The following is a 19,943-nucleotide window of genomic DNA, read 5'->3' on the forward strand; positions in this document are numbered from 1 at the left end:
CGCGGGAGGTGAGAGAGGGGCCGGCCCAAACCCGCGGGAGGTGAGAGACCGTCCGGCCCAAACCCGCGGGAGGTGAGAGAGGGTCAGATGGGGGCTAGCGTTCGCGCTGGGGCTCGCCGGCGATGGTCCGTGCTGCCTCGACCTCGAGCATCAGGATTCCGCCTTCGTCCACGAGCTTCGCCTGGTACACATGCGCTTTGCGTTTGTAGCTCAGGTAGGCGATGCACCCATTGGAGGCCGCCATTTTCTCGAGCATGATTTCGGAGCCTGGAACCAAAAGCTGACCCAAGGTGAGGCCCACAGTATTCGGCTGTCCAACTTCGTCGCCGAGCGCCGGGGTCTCCCTGAGCGCGATCGCTTCGGCCGCGGTCACCCAGCGACCCCACACGCCCTTGCTTTCCAGGATGCTGGGCTGCTGGTTTACGGGGACTGTTGCGGCAAAGTATCTCGTGTTGAACCGGGCATGCGCAAAGTCCGGGCTTAGCCAGTTCACCAGAGGTTTGAGCAGATCAGTGCGGAGAGACAGCCCACGCTTGGAAAGCATCTCTGTGAATGATTTTTCCTGAGCCGCCACGGCTTCCCGGGCCCGCATCCAATCCACCGTTGAGTTGGCCTCAACGGTGGAGGAAGCATCCGGTCCGGCGAGCAGGACACCGGTTTCTTCAAAGAGTTCGCGGATGGCGCCCACCACGTGACGGCGGGCGAGTCCGACGTCGTCCGTTCCCATGTGCTCAGCCCACTGCTGGGGCGTGGGGCCTACCCACCCGACGGGATCGTCGTCGGACGGGTCGAGGGAACCGCCCGGGAACGCGACAACGCCCAACGGCGAGGAACCTGGCCTGTAACCAAGCCAGGTCTCCAAACCGGTGGGCGAGTCGCGCAACAGCACAACGGACGATGCATGGCGGGCGGCCCTGGGGGTCCGCTCGCCAAGTTCAAGCCAGTTTCGAGCCGCCCCTTCGAGTTCGGGAGGCAGTACAAACAGGCGGCGGGCTAGCTGCGGCAAGGGGGTGAACCGGTTCCTTAGCTGAATTCAGCGATGAGCTCGACTTCAACAGGAGAGTCGAGCGGCAGGACAGAAACGCCGACGGCGGAGCGTGCGTGCTTGCCTGCCTCGCCCAGAACCTGGCCGAGGAGTTCGGACGCGCCGTTGATGACGCCGGGCTGGCCGGTGAAGGTGGACTCGGAGGCTACGAAACCAACCACCTTGACGATGCGGGTGATGCGGTCGAGGTCGCCGATGACGCTCTTGACTGCTGCCAGGGCGTTGATGGCGCAGATTGCGGCGTAGCGCTTGGCGTCTTCGGGATCAACGGTAGGTTCGTCGGACGTGCCCAACTCACCGAGGGAGACCTTGCCCTTAGCTTCGAGTTTGCCGTTAATAAAGGGCAACTGTCCGGACGTGTAAACGTAGTTGCCGGAGACGGTGGCCGGCACGTAGTCGGCAACGGGTGCGGCGACGTCGGGGAGGGTCAATCCGAGCTCCGCCAGGCGCTGCTCCACAGCAGACGTGGGGGCACCGGATTCCGCGGGAGACGTGGTTTCTGCGGGGGTGGTCATGGTTACTGCTTCTCCCTCTTCAGGTATGCAACAAGGCCTTTGCCATCGGGGCCACCGACGACCTGGACAAGCTCCCAGCCGTCTTCGCCCCACTGGTCCAGGATCTGCTTCGTGGCGTGGATTATGAGCGGAATCGTGGCGTACTCCCATTTGGTCATGACAGAAAGCCTAGCCCTTGCCGGTAAAGTGGAAAACATGGTGACTCGCAAGAACCCACTATTCGACACTGCCACCACCCTCGGAAAGATTCTAGGTTTCCTCGGTGTGAGCGCGATTTGTGGCGTCCTGGTGGCGGGCCTTCTGGTCCCCGCAGCCGCCGTTTCGGGCAGTGCCGCAAGTGGTTCAATACAGTTCTTTGACACTCTGCCGGCGGAGCTTCAGGTGGATCCGCCCAGCCAGAACACCACGATCCTGGCGAAGGACGGTACGCCGATCGCCTCGATCTACGCGGAGAACCGGACCAAGGTTCCCCTGGATTCGATGAGCCCGTTCATCAAGGACGCTGTCATCGCGATCGAGGACAGCCGTTTCTATGAGCACGGCGGCATCGACACCACCGGCATCATGCGAGCCATTGTCAGCACCGCCCGCGGCAACAAGCAGGGCGCGTCCACCATCACGCAGCAGTACGTGAACAACGTCATCAACGAGTCCCTGGTGGCGTCCGACCGCGAAGAAGACGTCAAGCTCAATGGTGGCGGCAAGGGCGTGGGCGACAAGCTCCGCGAAATGAAGCTCGCCATCGCCCTGGAGAAGAAGTTCTCCAAGGAGCAGATCCTCGAGGGCTACCTCAACATCGTTTTCTTCAACCGTGACGCTTACGGAATCGAAGCTGCCTCCAAATTCTTCTTCAGCACCACCGCCAAGGACCTGACACTTCCGCAGGCCGCCCTCCTGGCCGGCCTCGTGAACAGCCCCTCGGCGTTCGATCCCATCGCGAACCCGGACAACGCGCAGAAGCGCCGCGACCTTGTGCTCGCTGCCATGGTGAACCAGGGCAAGATCACGCAGGCTGAGTACGACGAAGCCGTTGCCACCCCGGTCACTACCAAGGTCACTCCCGCCCGTCAGGGTTGCGCGTACGCCACCATGGCGCCGTACTTCTGTGACTACGTCCTTCACCTGCTCTTCAACAACCCGGCGTACGGTGACACCACGGAAGAGCGCATCAAGCGCGTCCAGCGTGGCGGCCTCACCATCCAGACCACCCTTGATCCCACCGCCCAGACTGTGGCACAGCAGCAGGTTGATGCCACGGCCGGCGCCAACCCGGACAAGTGGGGGGCCTCGATCACCTCCGTCCAGCCGGGTACGGGCCAGATCGTCAGCATGGCCCAGAACACCGTCTGGCTGCCTCAAGAGGGCAAGTTCGATCAGACCCAGAACTTCAACGTTGACGTCCTGGACGCCAACGGCAACGACCTCAACGGCATCGGTGGCTTCCAACCAGGCTCGACGATGAAACCGTTTACGTTCGCCCAATGGCTGAACGAGGGCAAGTCGATGAACCAGAACATCAACGCGAGCGTCCGTAGGTACGGTGTGAACTTCCCTTGGCGGAACACCTGCTCCACACCGGTGAATGGGTTCTACGACAGGAACGTGGCCGGTAGCTTCGACCTCCAGAACTCGGATGAGGGCTACTACCGGAACATGACCGTCCTTTACGGCCTCATGAACTCCATCAACACCGCGACGTTTGCTTCGGCAGCCCAGGTTGACCTTTGCGGTATTCAGGGCATCGTGGATGCCACCGGCATCCACGGTGGACTCCCGAGCCGCGATGACACGGGCAAGGTCACTGATCCGAACCCCAAGGTTCCGATGACCACGCTGTCCAACCTGATCGGTGCTACTCAGACTGCGCCCCTGACCATGGCCGCCGCTTTCGCGACCTTCGCCGCTGACGGCAAATACTGCGAACCGATCGCCATCACATCGGTGAAGGACCAGTCGGGCGCTGAACTGCCGGCCCAGTCCTCCAACTGTAAGGACGCGGTAAAGCCCGAGGTTGCCCGTGGCGTTGCGTACGCCATGCAGGAAGTACTCAATGCAGGGTCGGGTTCGCTGATCCGCCCGTCGCTTTCCACGAAGGGCAACTTCCCGGTTGCCGCCAAGACGGGTACCAACGACTCCAACGGTTCAACTTGGGTTGTGGGTTACACCACCGGTCTGGCAACGGCCTCTTGGTTCGGCGACCCGTTGGACAACCAGCTCCGTCCCGGTCGCAATCTGACCGTCAACGGCAAGTTCTACCCGGCCATCGACGGTTACATGATTGCCGGTCCGCAGTTCACCAACTACATGTTGTCGGTTGCCCCGGCCTACGGCACCAACCCGTTCCAGCAGCCGCCGTCCAACCTGCTGGGCACGGCAGCCCCGCAGCGCAACACGACGCCGGCACCCACCACGCCGAACCCCGCACCGTCCTCCGGTAACGGAAACGGCGGCAACGGGAACAGTGGCAATAACGGCAACGGCAACAACGATAAGGACTAAGAGTGTCCTTCCGTGATTCACTGGCAAACCGCGTCCGCACCGTCGGGCGCGGTTTCGCCGTCACTACAGCCCTCGGTGCAACAGCCGGCGCGGCAGCAGCTGCCTATGGCTGGTGGGAGAAGGACCAGTTCGAGGTCCGCCACGAAACCCTGCCGATCCTCCCTGAGGGCTCAGCGCCGTTCCGGGTCCTCCACCTGAGCGATATCCACTTCGTTCCAGGTCAGGACAAGAAGGCCCAGTGGCTCCAGTCGTTGGCGGATCTGAAACCCGACCTTGTGGTCAACACCGGCGACAACCTGAGCCACATCAAAGCCGTCGACCCCTTGATCCAGGCCCTGCGCCCGCTGCTGGAATTCCCAGGCGTTTTCGTGCCGGGATCCAATGACTACTACGCGCCAAGAATCAAGAACCCGGCGGGATATTTCCGCGGGCCGTCAAAGCTCAAAACTGAACCTATCAAGCTCGACTGGCCAAAGCTCCGCTCTGCGTTCGGCATGGGCGGGTGGATCGATCTCACCAACCGCGCCCAGTCAGTAATCCTCAACGGACTGCGCTTCGATTTCTCCGGAATCGACGACCCGCACCTCAAACGGGAACGCTACGCCGGCTGGCCCCGCGGCACCGTCAACCAGGATGCGCGCCCCCACCTGAAGGTGGGCGTCATCCACGCCCCGTACCAGCGCGTGCTGGACCACTTCACCGAAGCCGGAGCAGACCTGATCCTCGCCGGCCACACGCATGGCGGTCAGATCTGCATCCCCGGCTACGGCGCTTTGGTCTCCAACTGCGACCTCCCTACGTGGCGCGCCAAGGGCCTCCACGACTGGGAAAGCAATGAATTCACCACACCGGTGAACGTCTCCGGCGGCATCGGCACCTCGCGCTTCGCACCGGTCCGTATCGCCTGCCGCCCGGAGGCAGTCCTGCTCACCCTCACGGCACGCAGCTAAACGCCGAGGGATCATTACGATCCTCAATAACTGGGTCAAACATTTCACCTACGTTGCGTTGGCCTGTGAAACGAATCACGCCATGGCATAGGGTAGTTGCTACGGGAAACTACCTCCGCACCATCTGAAGATCCAGCTGTTGAGAAGCGGGCATGTCCAAGCAAACGTCATTTTTCACCTCCGTCGGCCGCCTGTACCCTCATGTGCGGCCCATCCTCCCCCGCCTGTTCATGGGCCTGATCTGCGCCTTGCTCGCGAGCATTGTTGCACTGACGATCCCGCAGGTACTGCGGGTCCTCGTCAACAACTCTTTGCAGCCCGGCGGTTCCACGGACGCAGTCTGGATCGCCGCCGTCGTGATTCTTGCGTTGGGTGTGGCTGAAGCCGGCCTGGTGGCTTTGCGCCGGCAGTTCGTCATCAACCCGGCCACCACCGTTGAGACCAGGATGCGCGTGACCCTGTACGGCCACCTGCAACAGCTCACCGTGGCGTTCCACGACCGCTGGGGTTCGGGCCAGCTGCTCTCCCGTGCCATGACGGACCTGAGCTTCCTGCGCCGCTGGATGGCCTTCGGCGCGATCATGCTGGTGGTCACCACCCTGACGGTGATCATCGGCGTTGGCGTGATGTTCTCCATGAGCTGGCAACTGGCGCTGATTTTCCTGGGCGCGGCTGTGCCGATCATGATCAACTCCTTCCGCTTCCGCCGCCGCTTCAGCCTGGTCACCCGCCTGAGCCAGGACCAGGCCGGCGACCTCGCCACCACCGTGGAGGAATCCGTCCACGGCATCCGTGTCCTGAAGGCTTTCGGCCGCAGCCGCGAAGCGCTGGAAAACTTCAACGGCCAGGCCGAGGAACTTCGGCAGACCGAGATCGCGAAGGCCAAGCAGCAAGCCGGCTTCACTTTGGTGGTCACGCTCCTTCCGGAGCTGGCCTTGGGCGTCGGTTTGGTGGTGGGCATCATGCTCGCAGCCAGCGGGGAGCTGAGCATCGGCGCGCTGGTGGCCTTCTTCGCAACCGCCGCCGTGGTGGCCACGCCCGTGGAATTCTCGGGCATGCTCCTTGCCATGGCACTGACCGCGAAGACCGCCCTGGACCGCCATTTCGAAGTTATGGACACGGAGAACACCATCACCTCGCCGAGCCAGGCCACGGTGCCGGAAACGGTAAAGGGCGCCTTGCGCTTTGAGCATGCGGGTTTCGGGTTCGACGACGGCGGTTCGCTCCTGCACGACCTCACCCTGGATATCCGTCCGGGCGAGACCATGGCCCTGGTGGGCATCACCGGCAGCGGCAAGAGTGCCATGCTCCAACTGGTCCCCCGCCTGTACGACGTGACCCAGGGCGCCGTGACCATCGACGGCGTGGATGTCCGCGCCTACGACATTGACGAGCTCCGCAGGATCGTCGCCGTGGCCTTCGAGGACACCACGTTGTTCTCCAGTTCGGTGCGCGACAACGTTCTCCTGGGCGCTCCCGATCCGAGCGACGCCGCCTTGGATGAAGCCCTGGACGTAGCGCAGGCCCAGTTTGCCTACTCGTTGCCCGACGGCGTGGACACGCTCATCGGCGAAGAGGGGTTAAGCCTCTCCGGCGGCCAACGCCAGCGCATTGCCCTGGCCCGTGCCATCGCTGCCAAGCCGAGGGTCCTGGTCCTGGACGATCCCCTGTCCGCGCTGGACGTGAACACCGAGGAACGCGTAGAGGCCCGTTTGCGGGAAGTCCTGCGCGAGACCACCACGTTGATCGTCGCGCACCGCCCTTCCACTGTGGCTCTGGCGGACCGGGTGGCGTTGCTCGAAAACGGAACCATCACCGCCGTCGGGACCCATACGGAACTGCTGGCCGACAACGATCATTACCGCTACGTCATCGCCAGCCTGGACACCGGTCCCAAGGACCTGGACACCGAACTGGACGAGCTCGAAGAAGCAGAGGAGGCCCGCCGGTGAGTGCCGCAACGTTTGGAACCGCCAACGAGGACAACACGCTCCTCACCAAAGCAGACAGCAAAGCCGTACGACGCCGGTCGCTCGCCTTGCTTGCCTCGCTCATCCGCCCGGTTCGGTTGCGTTTCTGGCTGACGATCGTGATGGTGGTGGTCTCGCAGCTCACCCGCGTTGCCGGGCCCGCACTGATCGCCTTCGGCATTGACAACGCCCTTCCCGCGCTCCAGTCGGGCAATAACGGCCCCTTGGTGTGGGCCGGAGCCCTGTACCTGGCCGCTGCGATCGCCACCGCCGGCATGACTGCGCTGTACGTGACCTCCACGGCCCGGCTGAGTCAAGCCATGCTCCTGGATCTCCGGCTGCGCGTTTTCCGGCACACGCAGCGGCTGAGCCTTGAGTTCCACGAGAAATACACGTCCGGGCGCATCATTGCCCGGCAGACCTCGGACCTTGAAGCACTCCGCGAACTCCTGGACTCCGGTGTCAGCTCTTTGGCATCAGGCATGCTGTTCATGCTCTTCACGGCAGTCACGGTGTTTGCGCTGGATTGGCGCAGCGGTTTGATCATGCTGGCTGCCGGCGTACCCATGTTCTTCCTGGCCCGTTGGTACCAGAAGCACTCGCAGATCGCCTTCCGCGAATCACGGGTGGTGTCTGCCAGGTTGATCGTCCACTTCGTGGAGACCATGACCGGCATCCGCGCTGTGAAGGCCTTCCGCAAGGAGCCCGAAAACGCTGACCGGTACGGCGAGTTGGCTGAGGATTACCGTAAGAACACCGTCCGCTCCATCAACCTGAACGGCATTTTCCAGCCGGGCCTGGTGCTGATCGGCAACGTCTGCGTCGCCGTGGTCCTGCTGTTGGGTGGCTTCCGCGTCCTGGGTGGCGATCTCGCCGTCGGCGTCCTGTTGGCCCTCATCCTGTCCACCAAGCGGTTCTTCCAGCCGGTGGACCAGATGGCGATGTTCTACAACTCCTTCCAGAGCGCACAGGCAGCATTGGAGAAGGTATCCGGGCTCCTCGAAGAAGTTCCCACGGTCCGTCCGCCCAAGAACCCGGTGCCGTTGAAGAGTTCCCGGGGTGAGATCGACTTCAAGGGCGTGGAGTTTGGCTACAGCGACGGCCACGTGGTTGTTCCTACCCTGGATCTGCACATCCCGGCGGGACAAACTATCGCGCTGGTGGGCCAGACAGGTGCCGGCAAGTCCACGCTGGCTAAGCTCGTGGCCCGCTTCTATGACGTCACGTCCGGTTCCATCACCTTGGATGGGGTGGACCTACGGGACCTGGCGACTACCGACCTCCGCCGTGCGGTAGTCATGGTGACCCAGGAAGCGTTCCTGTTTAGTGGCTCCGTGGCGGACAACATCGCGTTGGGCCGGCCTGAGGCGTCGAGGGCCGAGATTGAAGCTGCTGCGGCCGCTGTGGGAGCCCACGAGTTCATCACCAGCCTGCCCGAGGGCTACGACACGGACGTCAACAAGCGCGGCGGGCGCGTGTCTTCAGGCCAACGACAGCTCATTGGTTTCGCCCGGGCCTTCCTGGCCGCACCGGCCGTGCTGATCCTTGACGAAGCAACGTCCTCCCTGGACATTCCGTCCGAGCGGATGGTTCAGCAGGGCCTCGCCCAGCTCCTGGAAGGCGTAGCCGGCGGGAACTCCGCCCGCACAGCAATCATCATCGCCCACCGCCTCTCCACCGTAGAGACAGCCGACAGGGTTCTGGTGGTCCACGACGGCCGCATCGTGGAGGACGGAACGCCCGCCGAGTTGATCAGTGGAGGCGGGCGCTTTGCCCAGCTGCACGGGGCTTGGCGGGACTCCCTGGTGTAGCTTTCGCGGCCCTGCGGCTGTGACGAGGCACACCGGCTCCTCGATTTCGCATCACGGGACGTTTCGGCTATTCTTGAACAGTTGCTTTCGCAGCGGATCGGGATGTAGCGCAGCTTGGTAGCGCGCTTCGTTCGGGACGAAGAGGTCGCAGGTTCAAATCCTGTCATCCCGACCAAAACAAAGAGGGTCTTCCACATGGAAGACCCTCTTTTGTATTTCTCTGCCCTTGCGAATGGGCAAAAAGAAAACCCCGGAGCATCGCTCGTCACGCTCCGGGGTTTCTTTTACTACAATTGATTTACATGGGATCCGGCCAGTTGCCGATCGACATGGTTGAATATGTCGGTTCGACGGTGGTCGTGTCCTTGCTCGGTGCTGTGACGCTTGCGCGCATAGGATCGGGCCAGTTGCCAATAGCACTGACAGTGCTGGAATCGGCTGCGGGAGCAGCAGAGACGACACCGGGAGCCGCGACCGCGAACGTCAGTGCGCCCGCCACGGCTACTGAAGCAATGATTTTCTTGAACATGATGTAGTACCCCAATGCGAGTCGGATTCGTTACGGAAATTGCACGGTCCCTGTTGACATACATTGTAAAATGTTTTCCACAGAGACTGTCAAGGTTTTGGTCAAAAGACACCTGTAGGAGGGACCCGTGGGAAACGGATTCGGCGAGAAGCTACGTGCCGAACGGCTCGAACGTGGGTTAACGCAGGCAGAACTCGGCAAAAACCTGTATTCGCCCAGCTACATTTCGCTGCTCGAAACAGGCCGTCGAGAACCAACGGCTGAGGTCATCGAAGAACTGGCACGCCGGCTTGAACTCGCGCCCAAAGCCTTGGAAGCGTGGAGCCAACCCGTTTCCGTGAGCGACGCCGAGTACGTCCTCGCCGGGCTCTACGCCCGGCAAGCCTGGGACCTCCGGGACTACCAACTTGCCGCCAGCCACGCCGCCACCGCCGCGCAGATCGCCCTCGAGGCCAAGAACAACAGCGCTTGGTGGAACATGACGTACATGCAGGCCGAATGCGTCATGAAGCAGGGGCAGCTGAAGGAATGCCAGCAAATCGTTGAGCACCTCCTGGAACACCCCATGGCCACCGAATCCGCCGGTCTGGGAGTACGCGCCTGGCAGATGCTTGCCGCGGTGTGTCACGGACAAGGTCAGCTGGCCACCGCCGTCGAGCATGCCAAGCAAGCCGTCAAGCTCAGCGAGCAGCTGCCCAAGGGATCCACGCTCATCATCGGCGCGCACCGCGCGCTGATCGGCGCGCTTGCCGAGAGCGGCAAGCTGGACGAAGCGTGGACGTACTGCCTGGCCATGATCGAGCACATGGACGAGCACTCCATGTCCCAACTCGCAGGCGAAGTGGCCTGGGTGGTGGGCAACGTGGCCTTCATGCGCCACGACTATGTGGAGGGCATCAAGCACCACGAGCGCGCAGCCAAGCTCCTCTCCCCCGCCAACGACATCGAACTGTGGGCCCGCTTCAACAAAGCATCCGCAGCGGTCCGCCTGTCCTCGGGGATCGTGGAACCGGAAACCCTCTCCGCCATTGAGCGTGCGGAACTCGCGCTGTCCATTGTGGGCGGAAACAAGACCGACCAGCTGGAGGTCGCCTTCATCCGCGCCCGCTGGCTGTACCTGACCGGTGACATTCCGGCCGCCGTCGACAAACTCCGCGAAATCCATGCAGACCGCAAGGTCCTGGCCAGGCACACGGCCGGCGAAGTGTCGCTGCTGCTCGGCAAGTCCTTGAAAGCCGCCGGCGAAGCCTCTGAGGCACTGCAGTTCCTCGAAGAGGCCCAGCACGACTTCAGCGCTGCCGGAGCCTCAGACAGGGTCCAGCAAGCCATGGATGCCGTCCTCGAGATCCGCCTGGCCGAGCGCCGTGCCGCGAAAGAACACTCGGAAGCCTGATTTAACCCAAGTAAGTCGCACTAAGCGCGTTTTGAGTGGTCAAAACGCGCTTAGTTGCGACTCAGTTGGGTGCCTAGGCGAAGGTGCGGCCCGTCAGCTTCTCGTAAGCCTCCACGTAACGCGCGCGGGTGCGCTCCACTACCTCGGCGGGCAATGCCGGCGGCGGAGTGTCGGAGGACTTGTCCCAGCCGGACTCGGCTGACGTCAGCCAGTCGCGGACGTACTGCTTGTCATAGGAGGGCTGCGACTTGCCCGGCGCGTACGTGGACGCGTCCCAGAACCGTGAAGAATCCGGGGTCAGGACTTCGTCGCCCAGCGTGATGATGCCAGTGGCTGCATCAATGCCGAACTCCACCTTGGTGTCGGCCAGGATGATGCCGCGTTCGCGGGCTATCTCCTCGGCGCGGGTGTAGATCTTCAAAGTCAGCTCGCTGAGGCGGGCTGCGATGTCGTCGCCCACCATGGCCACGACGTCGTCGTAGGTGATGTTGACGTCGTGCTCGCCCACCTCGGCCTTGGCCGACGGCGTGAACAGGGCTTCGTCCAGGCGGGAACCATCCACGAGGCCTTCGGGCAACGGGATCTCGCAGACCGTGCCGGATTCCTTGTACTCCACCAGGCCGGAGCCAGTGAGGTAGCCGCGGGCAATGCACTCCACCGGGAACATGTCCAGCTTCTTGCAGATCATGGCCCGGCCCTCGACGGCGGCAGGAACGCCACCATCAACCGTGGACGCCAGCACGTGGTGCTCAACGTCCAACTGGTCGAACCACCACAGGCTCAGCTGGGTCAGGACGCGGCCCTTGTCCGGGATTTCGCTGCTCAACACGTGGTCGTACGCGCTGATGCGGTTACTGGCCACAACCAGCACGCACTCCTGGCCGATCTTCTCCGTGATGGCTTCGTCGGCCGGGACGTAGAGGTCGCGGACCTTGCCGGAGTAGACGTGCGTCCAACCCGGCAAGTCCAACGTTTCAGTTTCAAAGCCGCCCGTGGGGATGCCGTCAGTCATGCTCAGGCCTGCACTTTCGGGATGGTGCCGGTGGCGGTGTACGGCACGCGGATTTCGCCGCGTGCGGCTTTGCCTCCGATGTCCGTACGGAACTGTGAGCCTTCAAGCTGAACCAGCTCGACGCCGTCGTACGCTTTTTCGCGGGCCTCCACCAGATCCGAACCGAGCGCAACAACGGCCAGGACGCGACCACCTGCGGAGACCACCTTGCCTTCGTCATCCAGTTTGGTGCCGGCGTGGACCACGTGAACGCCGTCCAACTCGTCAACCTTCTTCAGGCCGCGGATACGGTCGCCGGTGCGGGGCGCGTCAGGATAGTTTTCGGCGGCCACGACGACGGCGACTGCAGTGTCCTTGGACCAGCGCAGCTCTTCTGCGGTGTCCAGTTCGCCCTTGGCAGCTGCCAGCAGCAGCGCCCCGAGCGGGGTCTTGAGGCGGGCCAGGACAGCCTGTGTCTCGGGATCGCCGAAGCGGACGTTGAACTCAATGACGCGGGTACCGCGCGAGGTCAGTGCCAGGCCGCAGTAGAGCACGCCGACAAAGGGGGTGCCGCGGCGGGCCATCTCGTCCACGGTGGGCTGCGCCACGCGGTCGATGACTTCCTGGACCAGCCCTGCAGGAGCCCACTCAAGCGGGGTGTACGCGCCCATGCCGCCGGTGTTGGGGCCTTCGTCGTTGTCGAAGATGCGCTTGAAGTCCTGCGCCGGGGAGAGCGGGACGGTGGTGCGGCCGTCGCAGAGGACGAACAGGGAAACCTCGGGGCCGTCGAGGAACTCCTCGATGACCACGGTTCCACCGGCGTCGAAGCACGCTTGGGCGTGTGCCAGGGCTTCGGCGCGGTCCTTGGTGACCACCACGCCCTTGCCGGCGGCCAGGCCGTCGTCCTTAACGACGTGCGGTGCGCCGAACGTGTCCAGGGCGTCTGCAGCCTCTTCGGCATTGGTGGCCACACGGGCCATGGCCGTAGGGACGTTGGCTTCGGCCATGATCTGCTTGGCGAAGGCCTTGGAAGCCTCCAGCTGGGCAGCTTCCTTGCTGGGACCGAACACCGGGATGCCGGCTTCGCGGACGGCGTCGGACACACCGGCAGCCAGCGGCGCCTCGGGTCCTACGACAACCAGGTCCACGCCCAGCTTGGTGGCGAGGGCAGACACGGCTTCCGGGTTGTTCCCGTCAATCGCATGGGTGGGAACGAGTTTGCTGATGCCCGCGTTGCCCGGGGCCGCGTGGACCTCGGAAACGTTGGGATCTTCAAGCAGAGAGCGGACAATGGCGTGTTCGCGGCCGCCTGGGCCAATGACGAGTACCTTCACAGTCCTCAAGGGTACTTTGTGAAGGGCGCGCGGCCTAAGCTGTGTCATTCACCGGACCCTGCCGCGCCCTAGACTTGGCTTATGCCCATGAGTTCGCATGAAACGTTCAACGTTGAGTCCGCGGTGGAACTGGCAGTGATCGAACGAAGTGGCTTTATTGAGTCCCGTCACATCGGCGCGGCCGTTGTTCTCGCCGGCGACGGCTCGGTGGTCACCCGTCTTGGTGACATCGATGCCCCCATCCTGGCCCGCTCCACCCTCAAGCCCTTCCAAGCCCTGGCCTCCATGCAGTCCGGTGTGCCCCTGCGTGGCGCACAGGTTGCTGTTGCGTGCGGCAGCCACACCGGATCCCTGGATCACATGGACGTTGTGGAGGGAATGCTCAAAGCGGCGGGCGTGAAGGAAGAGAACCTCCAGTGCCCCACCGCTTGGCCGCAGGACGAGACTGCCCGCAACTGGCTGGTCCGGTCCGAACGTGGCCAGTCCAAGCTGGCCTTCAACTGCTCCGGCAAGCACGCCGCTTTCCTCTGGGCCTGTACCGAAAACGGCTGGGACCTCCGCAGCTACCTTGAGCCGAACCACCCCCTCCAGCAGAGAGTCCGGTCCGTCATTGAGGAATACAGCGGCGAAACCATCTCCCACCTGGGAATCGACGGTTGCGGCGCTCCCGTTGCCGCCATCTCGCTGACCGGACTGGCCCGTGCGTACTCCCGTTTGGCCAAGTCCCCGGGGGATAAAACGTCCAACGCCCGGGCTGCCACCATCGCCACCTCCATGCTCGACTACCCCTGGGCCGTCCAAGGAACGGGCGAGTCCAACACGATCGTCATGGAAGAACTCGAGGTCCTGGCCAAAATCGGGGCCGAGGGCATTCTGGTCCTGGCCACATCCACCGGCGCAACGGTGGCCGTGAAGATGCTGGACGGGAACCTCCGCGCCACGTCCTTGGTGGGGCTCACCCTCCTGGCCGTGAGTGGCGCCGTGGACATCCCGGCCGTTTCCAATGTCCTGGAACGAGTAGTGGAGCCCGTCCTCGGGGGCGGACGCACCGTGGGCAAAATCCGGCTGGGCCACGCTGTCTCAGCCCTGCTCGACTAGATCTCTGAGGAGAGAACCCTTGGCCGTTGCACGACGCCGCGTCGACATTGAGGAAGGCCGCGCCGCGCTGGCAGCCTGGCGGGCCGCCGTCGAACCTTCCGGTGCTGCCGCCGGTTCACCGGGTGCCGCCGCCGGGAACGCGCCGTCGCGCTCGTTAATTGCGACGGCGGTCCGCTACTCCCTGGAGGAAGTCACCGCCCGCGCGCCCGGCAATTCGGTGGAGGTCCGGGTGCCGCCCTTCGGCGTCACCCAATGTGTGGAGGGTCCCCGCCACACGCGCGGAACTCCCCCGAACGTGATCGAGTGCGACGCCGCCACGTGGCTTTCGTTGGTGACCGGCAGTCTGTCGTGGGCGGACGCGGTTTCAACCCACCGGGTGACCGCGTCCGGCCTGCGCGCGAACCTCTCCGAACTGCTCCCGCTCTAGGGAGTTTTTGTACAGCTGATGCCCCTAAGACCGTGTCTTAAGGGCATCAGCTGTACAAAACTATCCGGTTAGTCCGGGCAGACCGGGGTTGTTGACTGCCCCTTCTTGCTCATCTCGAACTGCGGGATGTCGCTGGCGGCAGGACCGCCGCGGAACTTCGGCGAGGGCTCCTGGCCACCGCTGATGCGATCCAGTTCCTGCTGTGCATAGACGTCTTCCTTGCCGAGCATGATGGCCGTGTCCTCGTTGGTGATCTCACCGTTGAAAGCGCGGAGCATAACGCTGCGGTCGAACTGGCCTTCCCATTTGGCGACCACGAACGTTGCCACACAGTTGCCGAGCAGGTTCACTACGACGCGCATGGAGTCCATGAGGCGGTCGGCTCCGAGAAGGAGGGCGACGCCGGCAACCGGGAAGATACCGAGGGCGGCAGCGGTAGCGGAGAGTGCCAGGAAGGACGAACCCGGTACGCCCGCCATGCCCTTGGAGGTCAGGAGCAGCACACCCAGGGCAGCCAGCTGCTGGCCGAGATCAAGATTGTGGCCGAACGCCTGTGCCAGGAACAGCAGCGAAATCGAAAGGTAGATCGCGGCGCCGTCGAGGTTGAAGGAATAGCCGGTAGGAACTACCAGGCCGGTGGTGGCACGGGAACAACCGGCGTTGGTCAGCTTGGTCATGATGCGCGGCATCACTGCTTCGGTGGACGCAGTGCCCAGCGCCAGCAGGAACTCTTCACGGGTGTACTTGAGGAACTGCCACAGCGGAACGCGGGCGAAGCCCCACGCCACCACGAACAGCAAGCCGATGAAGATAATGGCTGCTCCGTAGCAGGCAGCAATCAGGAGGGCATATGTGCTCAGGGTGCTGATCCCGTACTGGCCAATGATGAAGGCCATGGCACCGAAGGCACCGATGGGGGCCACCCTCATGATCCAGGACATGATCTTGAAGATCAGCTCCAGGACGGTTTCCATGAGGCTGATGACCGGCAGGCAACGCTCGCGGCCAATGACCACAATGGCGGCGCCGAAGAAGACTGAGAAGAACAGCACCTGAAGCAGGCTGTTGTTGGCAAAAGCACCGATCACGCTGACGGGAATGACGTCCAGGATGAACGCTGCGGCGTCCTTGGGAGGCGCGTTTCCGGTCTTGGCGTTCAGGGCGTCCTGGGAGAGCGTAGCGGGGTCGATATTAAGGCCAGCACCAGGCTGAACGATATTTCCGACGATGAGCCCGAAGACGAGGGCGAAAAGAGTGGCGCCGGTGAAGTACAGGAGCGCCTTGACCCCGACCCTTCCGACCGCCTTGACGTCGCCCACTGCCGAGATGCCCGTGACGATCACGAGGAAAATCAGCGGAGCGATGATCATTTTGATGAGTTGAATGAATCCATCGCCCAGTGGCCGGAGGGCTGACCCAATGGTCGGCCAAAAATGACCGATGAGTACACCTGCGACGACGGCGATCAGGATTTGAAAAAAGAGCGACTGGTACAGCCGCTTTTTCTTCTGCGGGGCCGAACTCGCCTTCAGCGCCGCGGAGTCTGGGATCTTCATTGATCTGAACCAATCAGTTGGGAACAGCCCCACATTTTGAGGGGGTTTTTCAAATGTAATCCCGCTCACACCATTCCGCAAGGGGAAAATGTTATTCCGTATTGTGGAAGTCACATTCGGTTTGGAGGACGGGTGCCCGTTCCTCCATCACCGCCTTTGGCGCAGAAATGCCCGCGACACACCCCTTCGCAGGCGTGTCACGGGCATTCAGAAATCAAAGTGGGTGGTGGCGGTACGCGAGCACTCACGCGGGACGGGTGATTGACGCTAGCCGCGGCCTACGAACGGCATACCGGCAGCCGTTACCACCAGGGAACCCACGCTGGCCGACGCCGGCATGTTGGCCATCATCAGCACAGCCCGGGCGGCGTCGTCCACGGGGAACATGGGCTCCACCTTCCGGCTGCCGTCGGCCTGCAGCGCCCCGGAGCCCACGCCGATGGTGTCCATGATTTCGGTGCGGGTATTACCGATGTCGATCTGCCCGCAGGTGATGCCAAACTCCCGACCGTCGAGCTCGATGCTCTTGGTCAGGCCCGTCATCGCATGCTTGGTCACGGTGTACGCCACAGACCTGGGCCTGGGCGAATGCGCCGAAATGGAGCCGTTGTTGATGATGCGGCCACCCCGGGGCTCTTGGGCTTTCATGGTCCGCACAGCTTCGGCGGCACACAGCATGGAGCCGGTCACATTAACCTGCAGCGTCGCATTCCAGTCGTCCACACTGATCTCGCCGACGTCTCCGGCCGGCCCAAAGATCCCTGCGTTGTTGAACAGCACATCAACCCGGCCCCAGCGCTGGCGGACCTCCGCGAAAAGGCGCGCGACGTCGTCGGGTGCTGTCACGTCGCACGGAACCGCAAGCGCCTCCGGATGGTCGCCGGCAGTCTCCAGCAGTTGCGCCTCACGACGCCCGGCCAGCGCAACGCGGTAACCCTCGGCGAGCATCAGCCGGGCGACGGCCCGCCCGATCCCCGAACCTGCCCCGGTGACGACGGCGACCCTCGGGTCTGTGGGCGGGCTGGAGTCAGTCATGTGGTGGCCTTTCGGGGAAATGCTGGTGGCAGCGTCAGCGTGCGGCGTCGGCAGGCTGGGCTGAGGTTGCTTGGGCTGAGGTTGCTTGGGCGGAGGTTATCGGCCAGCCTATGACAGTCTTCGGACGCGGCGTGGCATATGTCCTGACCTTGGACGTGGACAGGCCAAGGCGGACCAGGGACTCGGCAATGGTGACTGCTGCGGCCACTCCGTCCACAACGGGGACGCCGGTGCGCTGGCGGATCTCCTCGTCGAGTCCGGCCATGCCGCCGCAGCCGAGGACGATCACTTCGGCTTTGTCACTGTTCACTGCTTCCTCGGCCTGGCCCACGATCGCCTCGACAGCACGCTCCGGGAATTCCTCGAGTTCCAGCACGGCCATGCCACTGGCCCTCACAGAAGCGCAGCGCGCATCCAGGCCGGCGAGTTTGAGGCGGTCCTCGATGAGCGGCACCGCGCGGTCCAGTGTGGTGACCACCGAATACTTGTGGCCCAGGAACATCGCGGTGCTGGCTGCGGCCTCAGTAATATCGACCACCGGGACATCCAGGAGTTCCTGGAGGCCCTCGCGGCCGTGCTCGCCATAGCCGGCCTGGATGACGGCATCGAAAGGCTCGGGGTAGTTGACCACGGCATCCATGACGGCGATCGCGGCGAGGTAGCTCTCAAAGTTTCCCTCGCAGGAGTCTGCGCCGAAAGGCGGGGTGATACCGATGATCTCGGTACCAGGAGCGGCCACCGCACGGGCCTGGGCTGCGATGGAGTCCGTCATGGACTGGGTGGTGTTGACGTTTGCGACAAGGATGCGCATGGGGGTTCCTCTCAACGGCAGCGCCCGTCCTGCCCGATGAACCGGGGAGTACGGGCGACGCCTTGATGTTCGGTGAGTCAGTGGGTGCTGGCGACAGCGATCGGCTCGCCGGAAACGTCCTCGTGGACCTGCTTCTTATCCGCTACAGCGAAGTACGTCAGGGCGGCGACGCCGGCTCCGATGAACCACGCGAACGGTGCAGCTGCTGCCAGCCCGGGAATGAAGGCGATAGCGATGGCGAGGCCGGCTGCCGGAAGCATCGCGATGATTGCTTTCGGGTTCACACCGCGCTTGTAGAAGTAGGCACCCTTGGGGTCCTCGGTATAGAGCTCGGGGACGTTGACCTTGCCGCGGCGGACCAGCCAGTAGTCGGCCATGACCACGCCGAACAGCGGGCCAAGCAGCGCACCGAGGCCACCTAGGAAGTACACGATCACAATCGGGTTGTTGTAGAGGTTCCACGGGAGGATCACCAGGCCAATGGTTCCGCTGACCCACGCCGCCTTGCGAAAGTTCAGGTGCCGCGGGAACAAGTTGGTCAGGGCGTAGACCGGAGCCACGAAATTGGCCATCAGGTTCACGGCGACGGTCAGGATCAGCAGGGCGAGGCAAGCCAGGACCAGCAGGAGCGTGTTCGGGATGCTCTGGACGATGTCCGAGGGGCTCTCGATGACAGTGCCGTTGATCTTGTACTGCCCACCGGCCATGACCACGACGATTGCGCCGAAGACCAGCATGTTGATGGGGATGCCCCAGAAGTTGCCCTTGACGATCGACTTCTTGGAAGCCGAAGAACGCGTGAAGTCGCAAAAGTTCAGGACGAACGTTCCGTAGATGGAAACCCACAGTGCACCACCGGCAAAGATGGTGAGCCACATTTCGGTGCCTTCCAGGCCCTTGATGCCGCTCCACTGGATGGCTCCGCCGGCTTCGATGAAGACCCACACCGCGATCGCAGCCATGGTCACCAGGATGACGGGGCCGGCAAAGGCCTCGTATTTACGGATCATCTCCATGCCGAAGCTGACGATGACCAGCTGGACAATCCACAGCGCCACGAAGGAGAGCCACCCCAAGGTGGAGAGGCCAAGGATGGAGTTGCTGTCCAGGTCCTTCAGGCCAGGGGCCATGGCCACCAGCATGACGCGGAGGACCACCGAAGCCAGGTAGGTCTGGATACCGAACCACGCCACGGCAACGGCACCGCGGACGAGGCTGGCAATCTGTGCTCCCCGGATGCCGAAGCTGATGCGGCTCATGACCGGGAAGGGTACGCCGGTCTTTTCGCCCATGAACCCCGAGAAGTTCAGGAGGGCGAAAAGGAGGATGGCGCCGATTCCGAGGGCCACCAGAATCTGCCAGCCGCCCAAACCAAGGGAGAACAGGCCGATGGCGAAGGCATAATTACCCAGGCTGTGGACGTCGTTGGCCCAGAGGGTAAAGATGCTGTAGCTGGTCCACTTGCGGCCCTTGGCCTTGGTGGGAGCGAGGTCGATGTTGTAAAGACTGGGGCTGATGGTACGGCCTGATGCTTCGGAAGCAATGGCGCAGAGGTCGGTGTTGCCCACGACCGGGTGGTTGGGGCCACCTGCGTCCTTGTCTCCCGGAGTCTCAGTGACGCCGACTGATGAAGTCGTCTGCATCGTGGATCTCCACTTCGTACTGATTCCACAATGCGGAATCTAGTTATTGAATAGTGAAAGCACTCTATGACTCAGGTCACGTAACGTCAAGGGTTCCAGGTGTATGCAGGGTCACATTCGGTTGCTTGGGCAGCGGTTTCCCAGTTGACTGTTTCGGATACGCAATCCGTGTTGACGCTGCCCATCAGCGGACGTAATCTCGAATTGCAGAATTTTATTCTCACAATACGAAATTCCATGAGCGCCCCCACAGAGCAAGCGCCCAGACATTCAATGAAGAGAGGTTGGACGTGGCTGCAGGAGAAGAGACCTCACACATCCTCAGCGGGTTGACTG

17 protein-coding genes and 1 tRNA gene are annotated in these 19,943 nt (G+C 63.0%); 8 read left to right on the top strand and 10 right to left on the bottom strand.

Translation table 11 applies throughout. The features are described 5' to 3' along the window. Positions 1 to 94: 94 nt before the first annotated feature. Genes RQH14_RS22665 through RQH14_RS22675 form a run of 3 tightly spaced genes read right to left on the bottom strand, consistent with a single transcriptional unit; the run spans position 95 to position 1,718 of the window. Positions 95 to 1,006, bottom strand: coding sequence for an NUDIX hydrolase (locus RQH14_RS22665; RefSeq protein ID WP_311215365.1), 912 nt, complete (start codon positions 1,004 to 1,006; stop codon positions 95 to 97). Positions 1,007 to 1,023: 17 nt separating this feature from the next. Then, positions 1,024 to 1,560: a RidA family protein gene (locus RQH14_RS22670; RefSeq protein ID WP_311215366.1), complete on the bottom strand. Its 537-nt coding sequence runs from the start codon at positions 1,558 to 1,560 to the stop codon at positions 1,024 to 1,026. A gap of 2 nt (positions 1,561 to 1,562) precedes the next feature. Then, positions 1,563 to 1,718, bottom strand: a complete 156-nt coding sequence (locus RQH14_RS22675) for a DUF4177 domain-containing protein (RefSeq protein ID WP_011775990.1) — start codon at positions 1,716 to 1,718, stop codon at positions 1,563 to 1,565. Here RQH14_RS22675 and RQH14_RS22680 point away from each other — a divergent pair. From RQH14_RS22680 to RQH14_RS22700, 5 genes are all read left to right on the top strand, one after another. After that, complete coding sequence (locus tag RQH14_RS22680) at positions 1,717 to 4,059, top strand: transglycosylase domain-containing protein (protein WP_311215367.1); 2,343 nt, start codon at positions 1,717 to 1,719, stop codon at positions 4,057 to 4,059. The two genes, RQH14_RS22675 and RQH14_RS22680, sit on opposite strands and share 2 nt — an antisense overlap. A gap of 2 nt (positions 4,060 to 4,061) precedes the next feature. Next, on the top strand, positions 4,062 to 5,009 hold the full coding sequence (locus RQH14_RS22685; protein WP_311215368.1) for a metallophosphoesterase: 948 nt from the start codon (positions 4,062 to 4,064) through the stop codon (positions 5,007 to 5,009). Positions 5,010 to 5,161: 152 nt separating this feature from the next. Next, a complete protein-coding gene (locus tag RQH14_RS22690) occupies positions 5,162 to 6,961 on the top strand; it encodes an ABC transporter ATP-binding protein (protein WP_311215369.1) in 1,800 nt (599 codons plus the stop codon). Next, positions 6,958 to 8,790, top strand: a complete 1,833-nt coding sequence (locus RQH14_RS22695; protein WP_311215370.1) for an ABC transporter ATP-binding protein — start codon at positions 6,958 to 6,960, stop codon at positions 8,788 to 8,790. The genes RQH14_RS22690 and RQH14_RS22695 overlap by 4 nt, the downstream gene beginning before the upstream one ends. A gap of 98 nt (positions 8,791 to 8,888) precedes the next feature. Further along, positions 8,889 to 8,965 (top strand) — tRNA-Pro (locus RQH14_RS22700). 123 nt (positions 8,966 to 9,088) lie between these two features. Here RQH14_RS22700 and RQH14_RS22705 read toward each other — a convergent pair. Further along, on the bottom strand, positions 9,089 to 9,319 hold the full coding sequence (locus tag RQH14_RS22705) for a hypothetical protein (RefSeq protein WP_311215371.1): 231 nt from the start codon (positions 9,317 to 9,319) through the stop codon (positions 9,089 to 9,091). Positions 9,320 to 9,446: 127 nt separating this feature from the next. On the opposite strand from RQH14_RS22705, the gene RQH14_RS22710 reads away from it, so the two are divergent. Next, entirely contained in the window at positions 9,447 to 10,712 is a 1,266-nt protein-coding gene (locus RQH14_RS22710; protein ID WP_311215372.1) for a helix-turn-helix transcriptional regulator, read from the top strand. Between the two features lie 73 nt (positions 10,713 to 10,785). Here RQH14_RS22710 and RQH14_RS22715 read toward each other — a convergent pair whose 3' ends face one another. Both RQH14_RS22715 and purD read right to left on the bottom strand, forming a co-directional pair. Then, a complete protein-coding gene (locus tag RQH14_RS22715; protein ID WP_311215373.1) occupies positions 10,786 to 11,724 on the bottom strand; it encodes a phosphoribosylaminoimidazolesuccinocarboxamide synthase in 939 nt (312 codons plus the stop codon). 2 nt (positions 11,725 to 11,726) lie between these two features. Beyond that, complete coding sequence (gene purD, locus RQH14_RS22720; protein ID WP_311215374.1) at positions 11,727 to 13,085, bottom strand: phosphoribosylamine--glycine ligase; 1,359 nt, start codon at positions 13,083 to 13,085, stop codon at positions 11,727 to 11,729. Between the two features lie 33 nt (positions 13,086 to 13,118). On the opposite strand from purD, the gene RQH14_RS22725 reads away from it, so the two are divergent. Both RQH14_RS22725 and RQH14_RS22730 read left to right on the top strand, forming a co-directional pair. After that, the gene (locus RQH14_RS22725) at positions 13,119 to 14,135 is read left to right on the top strand and encodes an asparaginase (RefSeq protein ID WP_311215375.1); all 1,017 of its coding nucleotides are present in this window, start codon (positions 13,119 to 13,121) and stop codon (positions 14,133 to 14,135) included. A gap of 19 nt (positions 14,136 to 14,154) precedes the next feature. Continuing rightward, positions 14,155 to 14,562 carry a sterol carrier family protein gene (locus tag RQH14_RS22730; protein ID WP_311215376.1) on the top strand — a complete coding sequence of 136 codons (408 nt, stop codon included), beginning with the start codon at positions 14,155 to 14,157 and terminating at the stop codon, positions 14,560 to 14,562. Between the two features lie 68 nt (positions 14,563 to 14,630). Here RQH14_RS22730 and RQH14_RS22735 read toward each other — a convergent pair whose 3' ends face one another. The 4 genes from RQH14_RS22735 to RQH14_RS22750 all read right to left on the bottom strand — a co-directional run bounded on the left by RQH14_RS22735 (position 14,631) and on the right by RQH14_RS22750 (position 19,607). Beyond that, positions 14,631 to 16,118, bottom strand: a complete 1,488-nt coding sequence (locus RQH14_RS22735) for a cation:dicarboxylate symporter family transporter (protein ID WP_311215377.1) — start codon at positions 16,116 to 16,118, stop codon at positions 14,631 to 14,633. A gap of 267 nt (positions 16,119 to 16,385) precedes the next feature. Continuing rightward, positions 16,386 to 17,153 (bottom strand): SDR family oxidoreductase, encoded by a 768-nt coding sequence (locus tag RQH14_RS22740; protein WP_311215378.1) that lies wholly within the window; start codon positions 17,151 to 17,153, stop codon positions 16,386 to 16,388. 34 nt (positions 17,154 to 17,187) lie between these two features. Next, positions 17,188 to 17,964: an aspartate/glutamate racemase family protein gene (locus RQH14_RS22745; protein ID WP_311215379.1), complete on the bottom strand. Its 777-nt coding sequence runs from the start codon at positions 17,962 to 17,964 to the stop codon at positions 17,188 to 17,190. A 77-nt stretch (positions 17,965 to 18,041) separates the two neighbouring features. Then, a complete protein-coding gene (locus RQH14_RS22750) occupies positions 18,042 to 19,607 on the bottom strand; it encodes an NCS1 family nucleobase:cation symporter-1 (RefSeq protein WP_311215380.1) in 1,566 nt (521 codons plus the stop codon). Positions 19,608 to 19,943 lie beyond the last annotated feature (336 nt).

Origin of the sequence: Arthrobacter sp. WCS2018Hpa-7 (genome assembly GCF_031843805.1) — a bacterium.
Classification (GTDB): Bacteria; Actinomycetota; Actinomycetes; order Actinomycetales; family Micrococcaceae; genus Arthrobacter.

What these genes read in the sequence shown, in the direction of transcription:
- RQH14_RS22670 (WP_311215366.1), bottom strand. Translation starts at nt 1,560, where the DNA reads ATGACCACCCCCGCAGAAACCACGTCTCCCGCGGAATCCGGTGCCCCC.
- RQH14_RS22745 (WP_311215379.1), bottom strand. Translation starts at nt 17,964, where the DNA reads ATGCGCATCCTTGTCGCAAACGTCAACACCACCCAGTCCATGACGGAC.
- RQH14_RS22680 (WP_311215367.1), top strand. Translation starts at nt 1,717, where the DNA reads ATGACAGAAAGCCTAGCCCTTGCCGGTAAAGTGGAAAACATGGTGACT.
- purD (WP_311215374.1), bottom strand. Translation starts at nt 13,085, where the DNA reads ATGACACAGCTTAGGCCGCGCGCCCTTCACAAAGTACCCTTGAGGACT.
- RQH14_RS22725 (WP_311215375.1), top strand. Translation starts at nt 13,119, where the DNA reads ATGCCCATGAGTTCGCATGAAACGTTCAACGTTGAGTCCGCGGTGGAA.
- RQH14_RS22740 (WP_311215378.1), bottom strand. Translation starts at nt 17,153, where the DNA reads ATGACTGACTCCAGCCCGCCCACAGACCCGAGGGTCGCCGTCGTCACC.
- RQH14_RS22690 (WP_311215369.1), top strand. Translation starts at nt 5,162, where the DNA reads ATGTCCAAGCAAACGTCATTTTTCACCTCCGTCGGCCGCCTGTACCCT.
- RQH14_RS22675 (WP_011775990.1), bottom strand. Translation starts at nt 1,718, where the DNA reads ATGACCAAATGGGAGTACGCCACGATTCCGCTCATAATCCACGCCACG.
- RQH14_RS22715 (WP_311215373.1), bottom strand. Translation starts at nt 11,724, where the DNA reads ATGACTGACGGCATCCCCACGGGCGGCTTTGAAACTGAAACGTTGGAC.
- RQH14_RS22735 (WP_311215377.1), bottom strand. Translation starts at nt 16,118, where the DNA reads ATGAAGATCCCAGACTCCGCGGCGCTGAAGGCGAGTTCGGCCCCGCAG.
- RQH14_RS22750 (WP_311215380.1), bottom strand. Translation starts at nt 19,607, where the DNA reads ATGCAGACGACTTCATCAGTCGGCGTCACTGAGACTCCGGGAGACAAG.
- RQH14_RS22705 (WP_311215371.1), bottom strand. Translation starts at nt 9,319, where the DNA reads ATGTTCAAGAAAATCATTGCTTCAGTAGCCGTGGCGGGCGCACTGACG.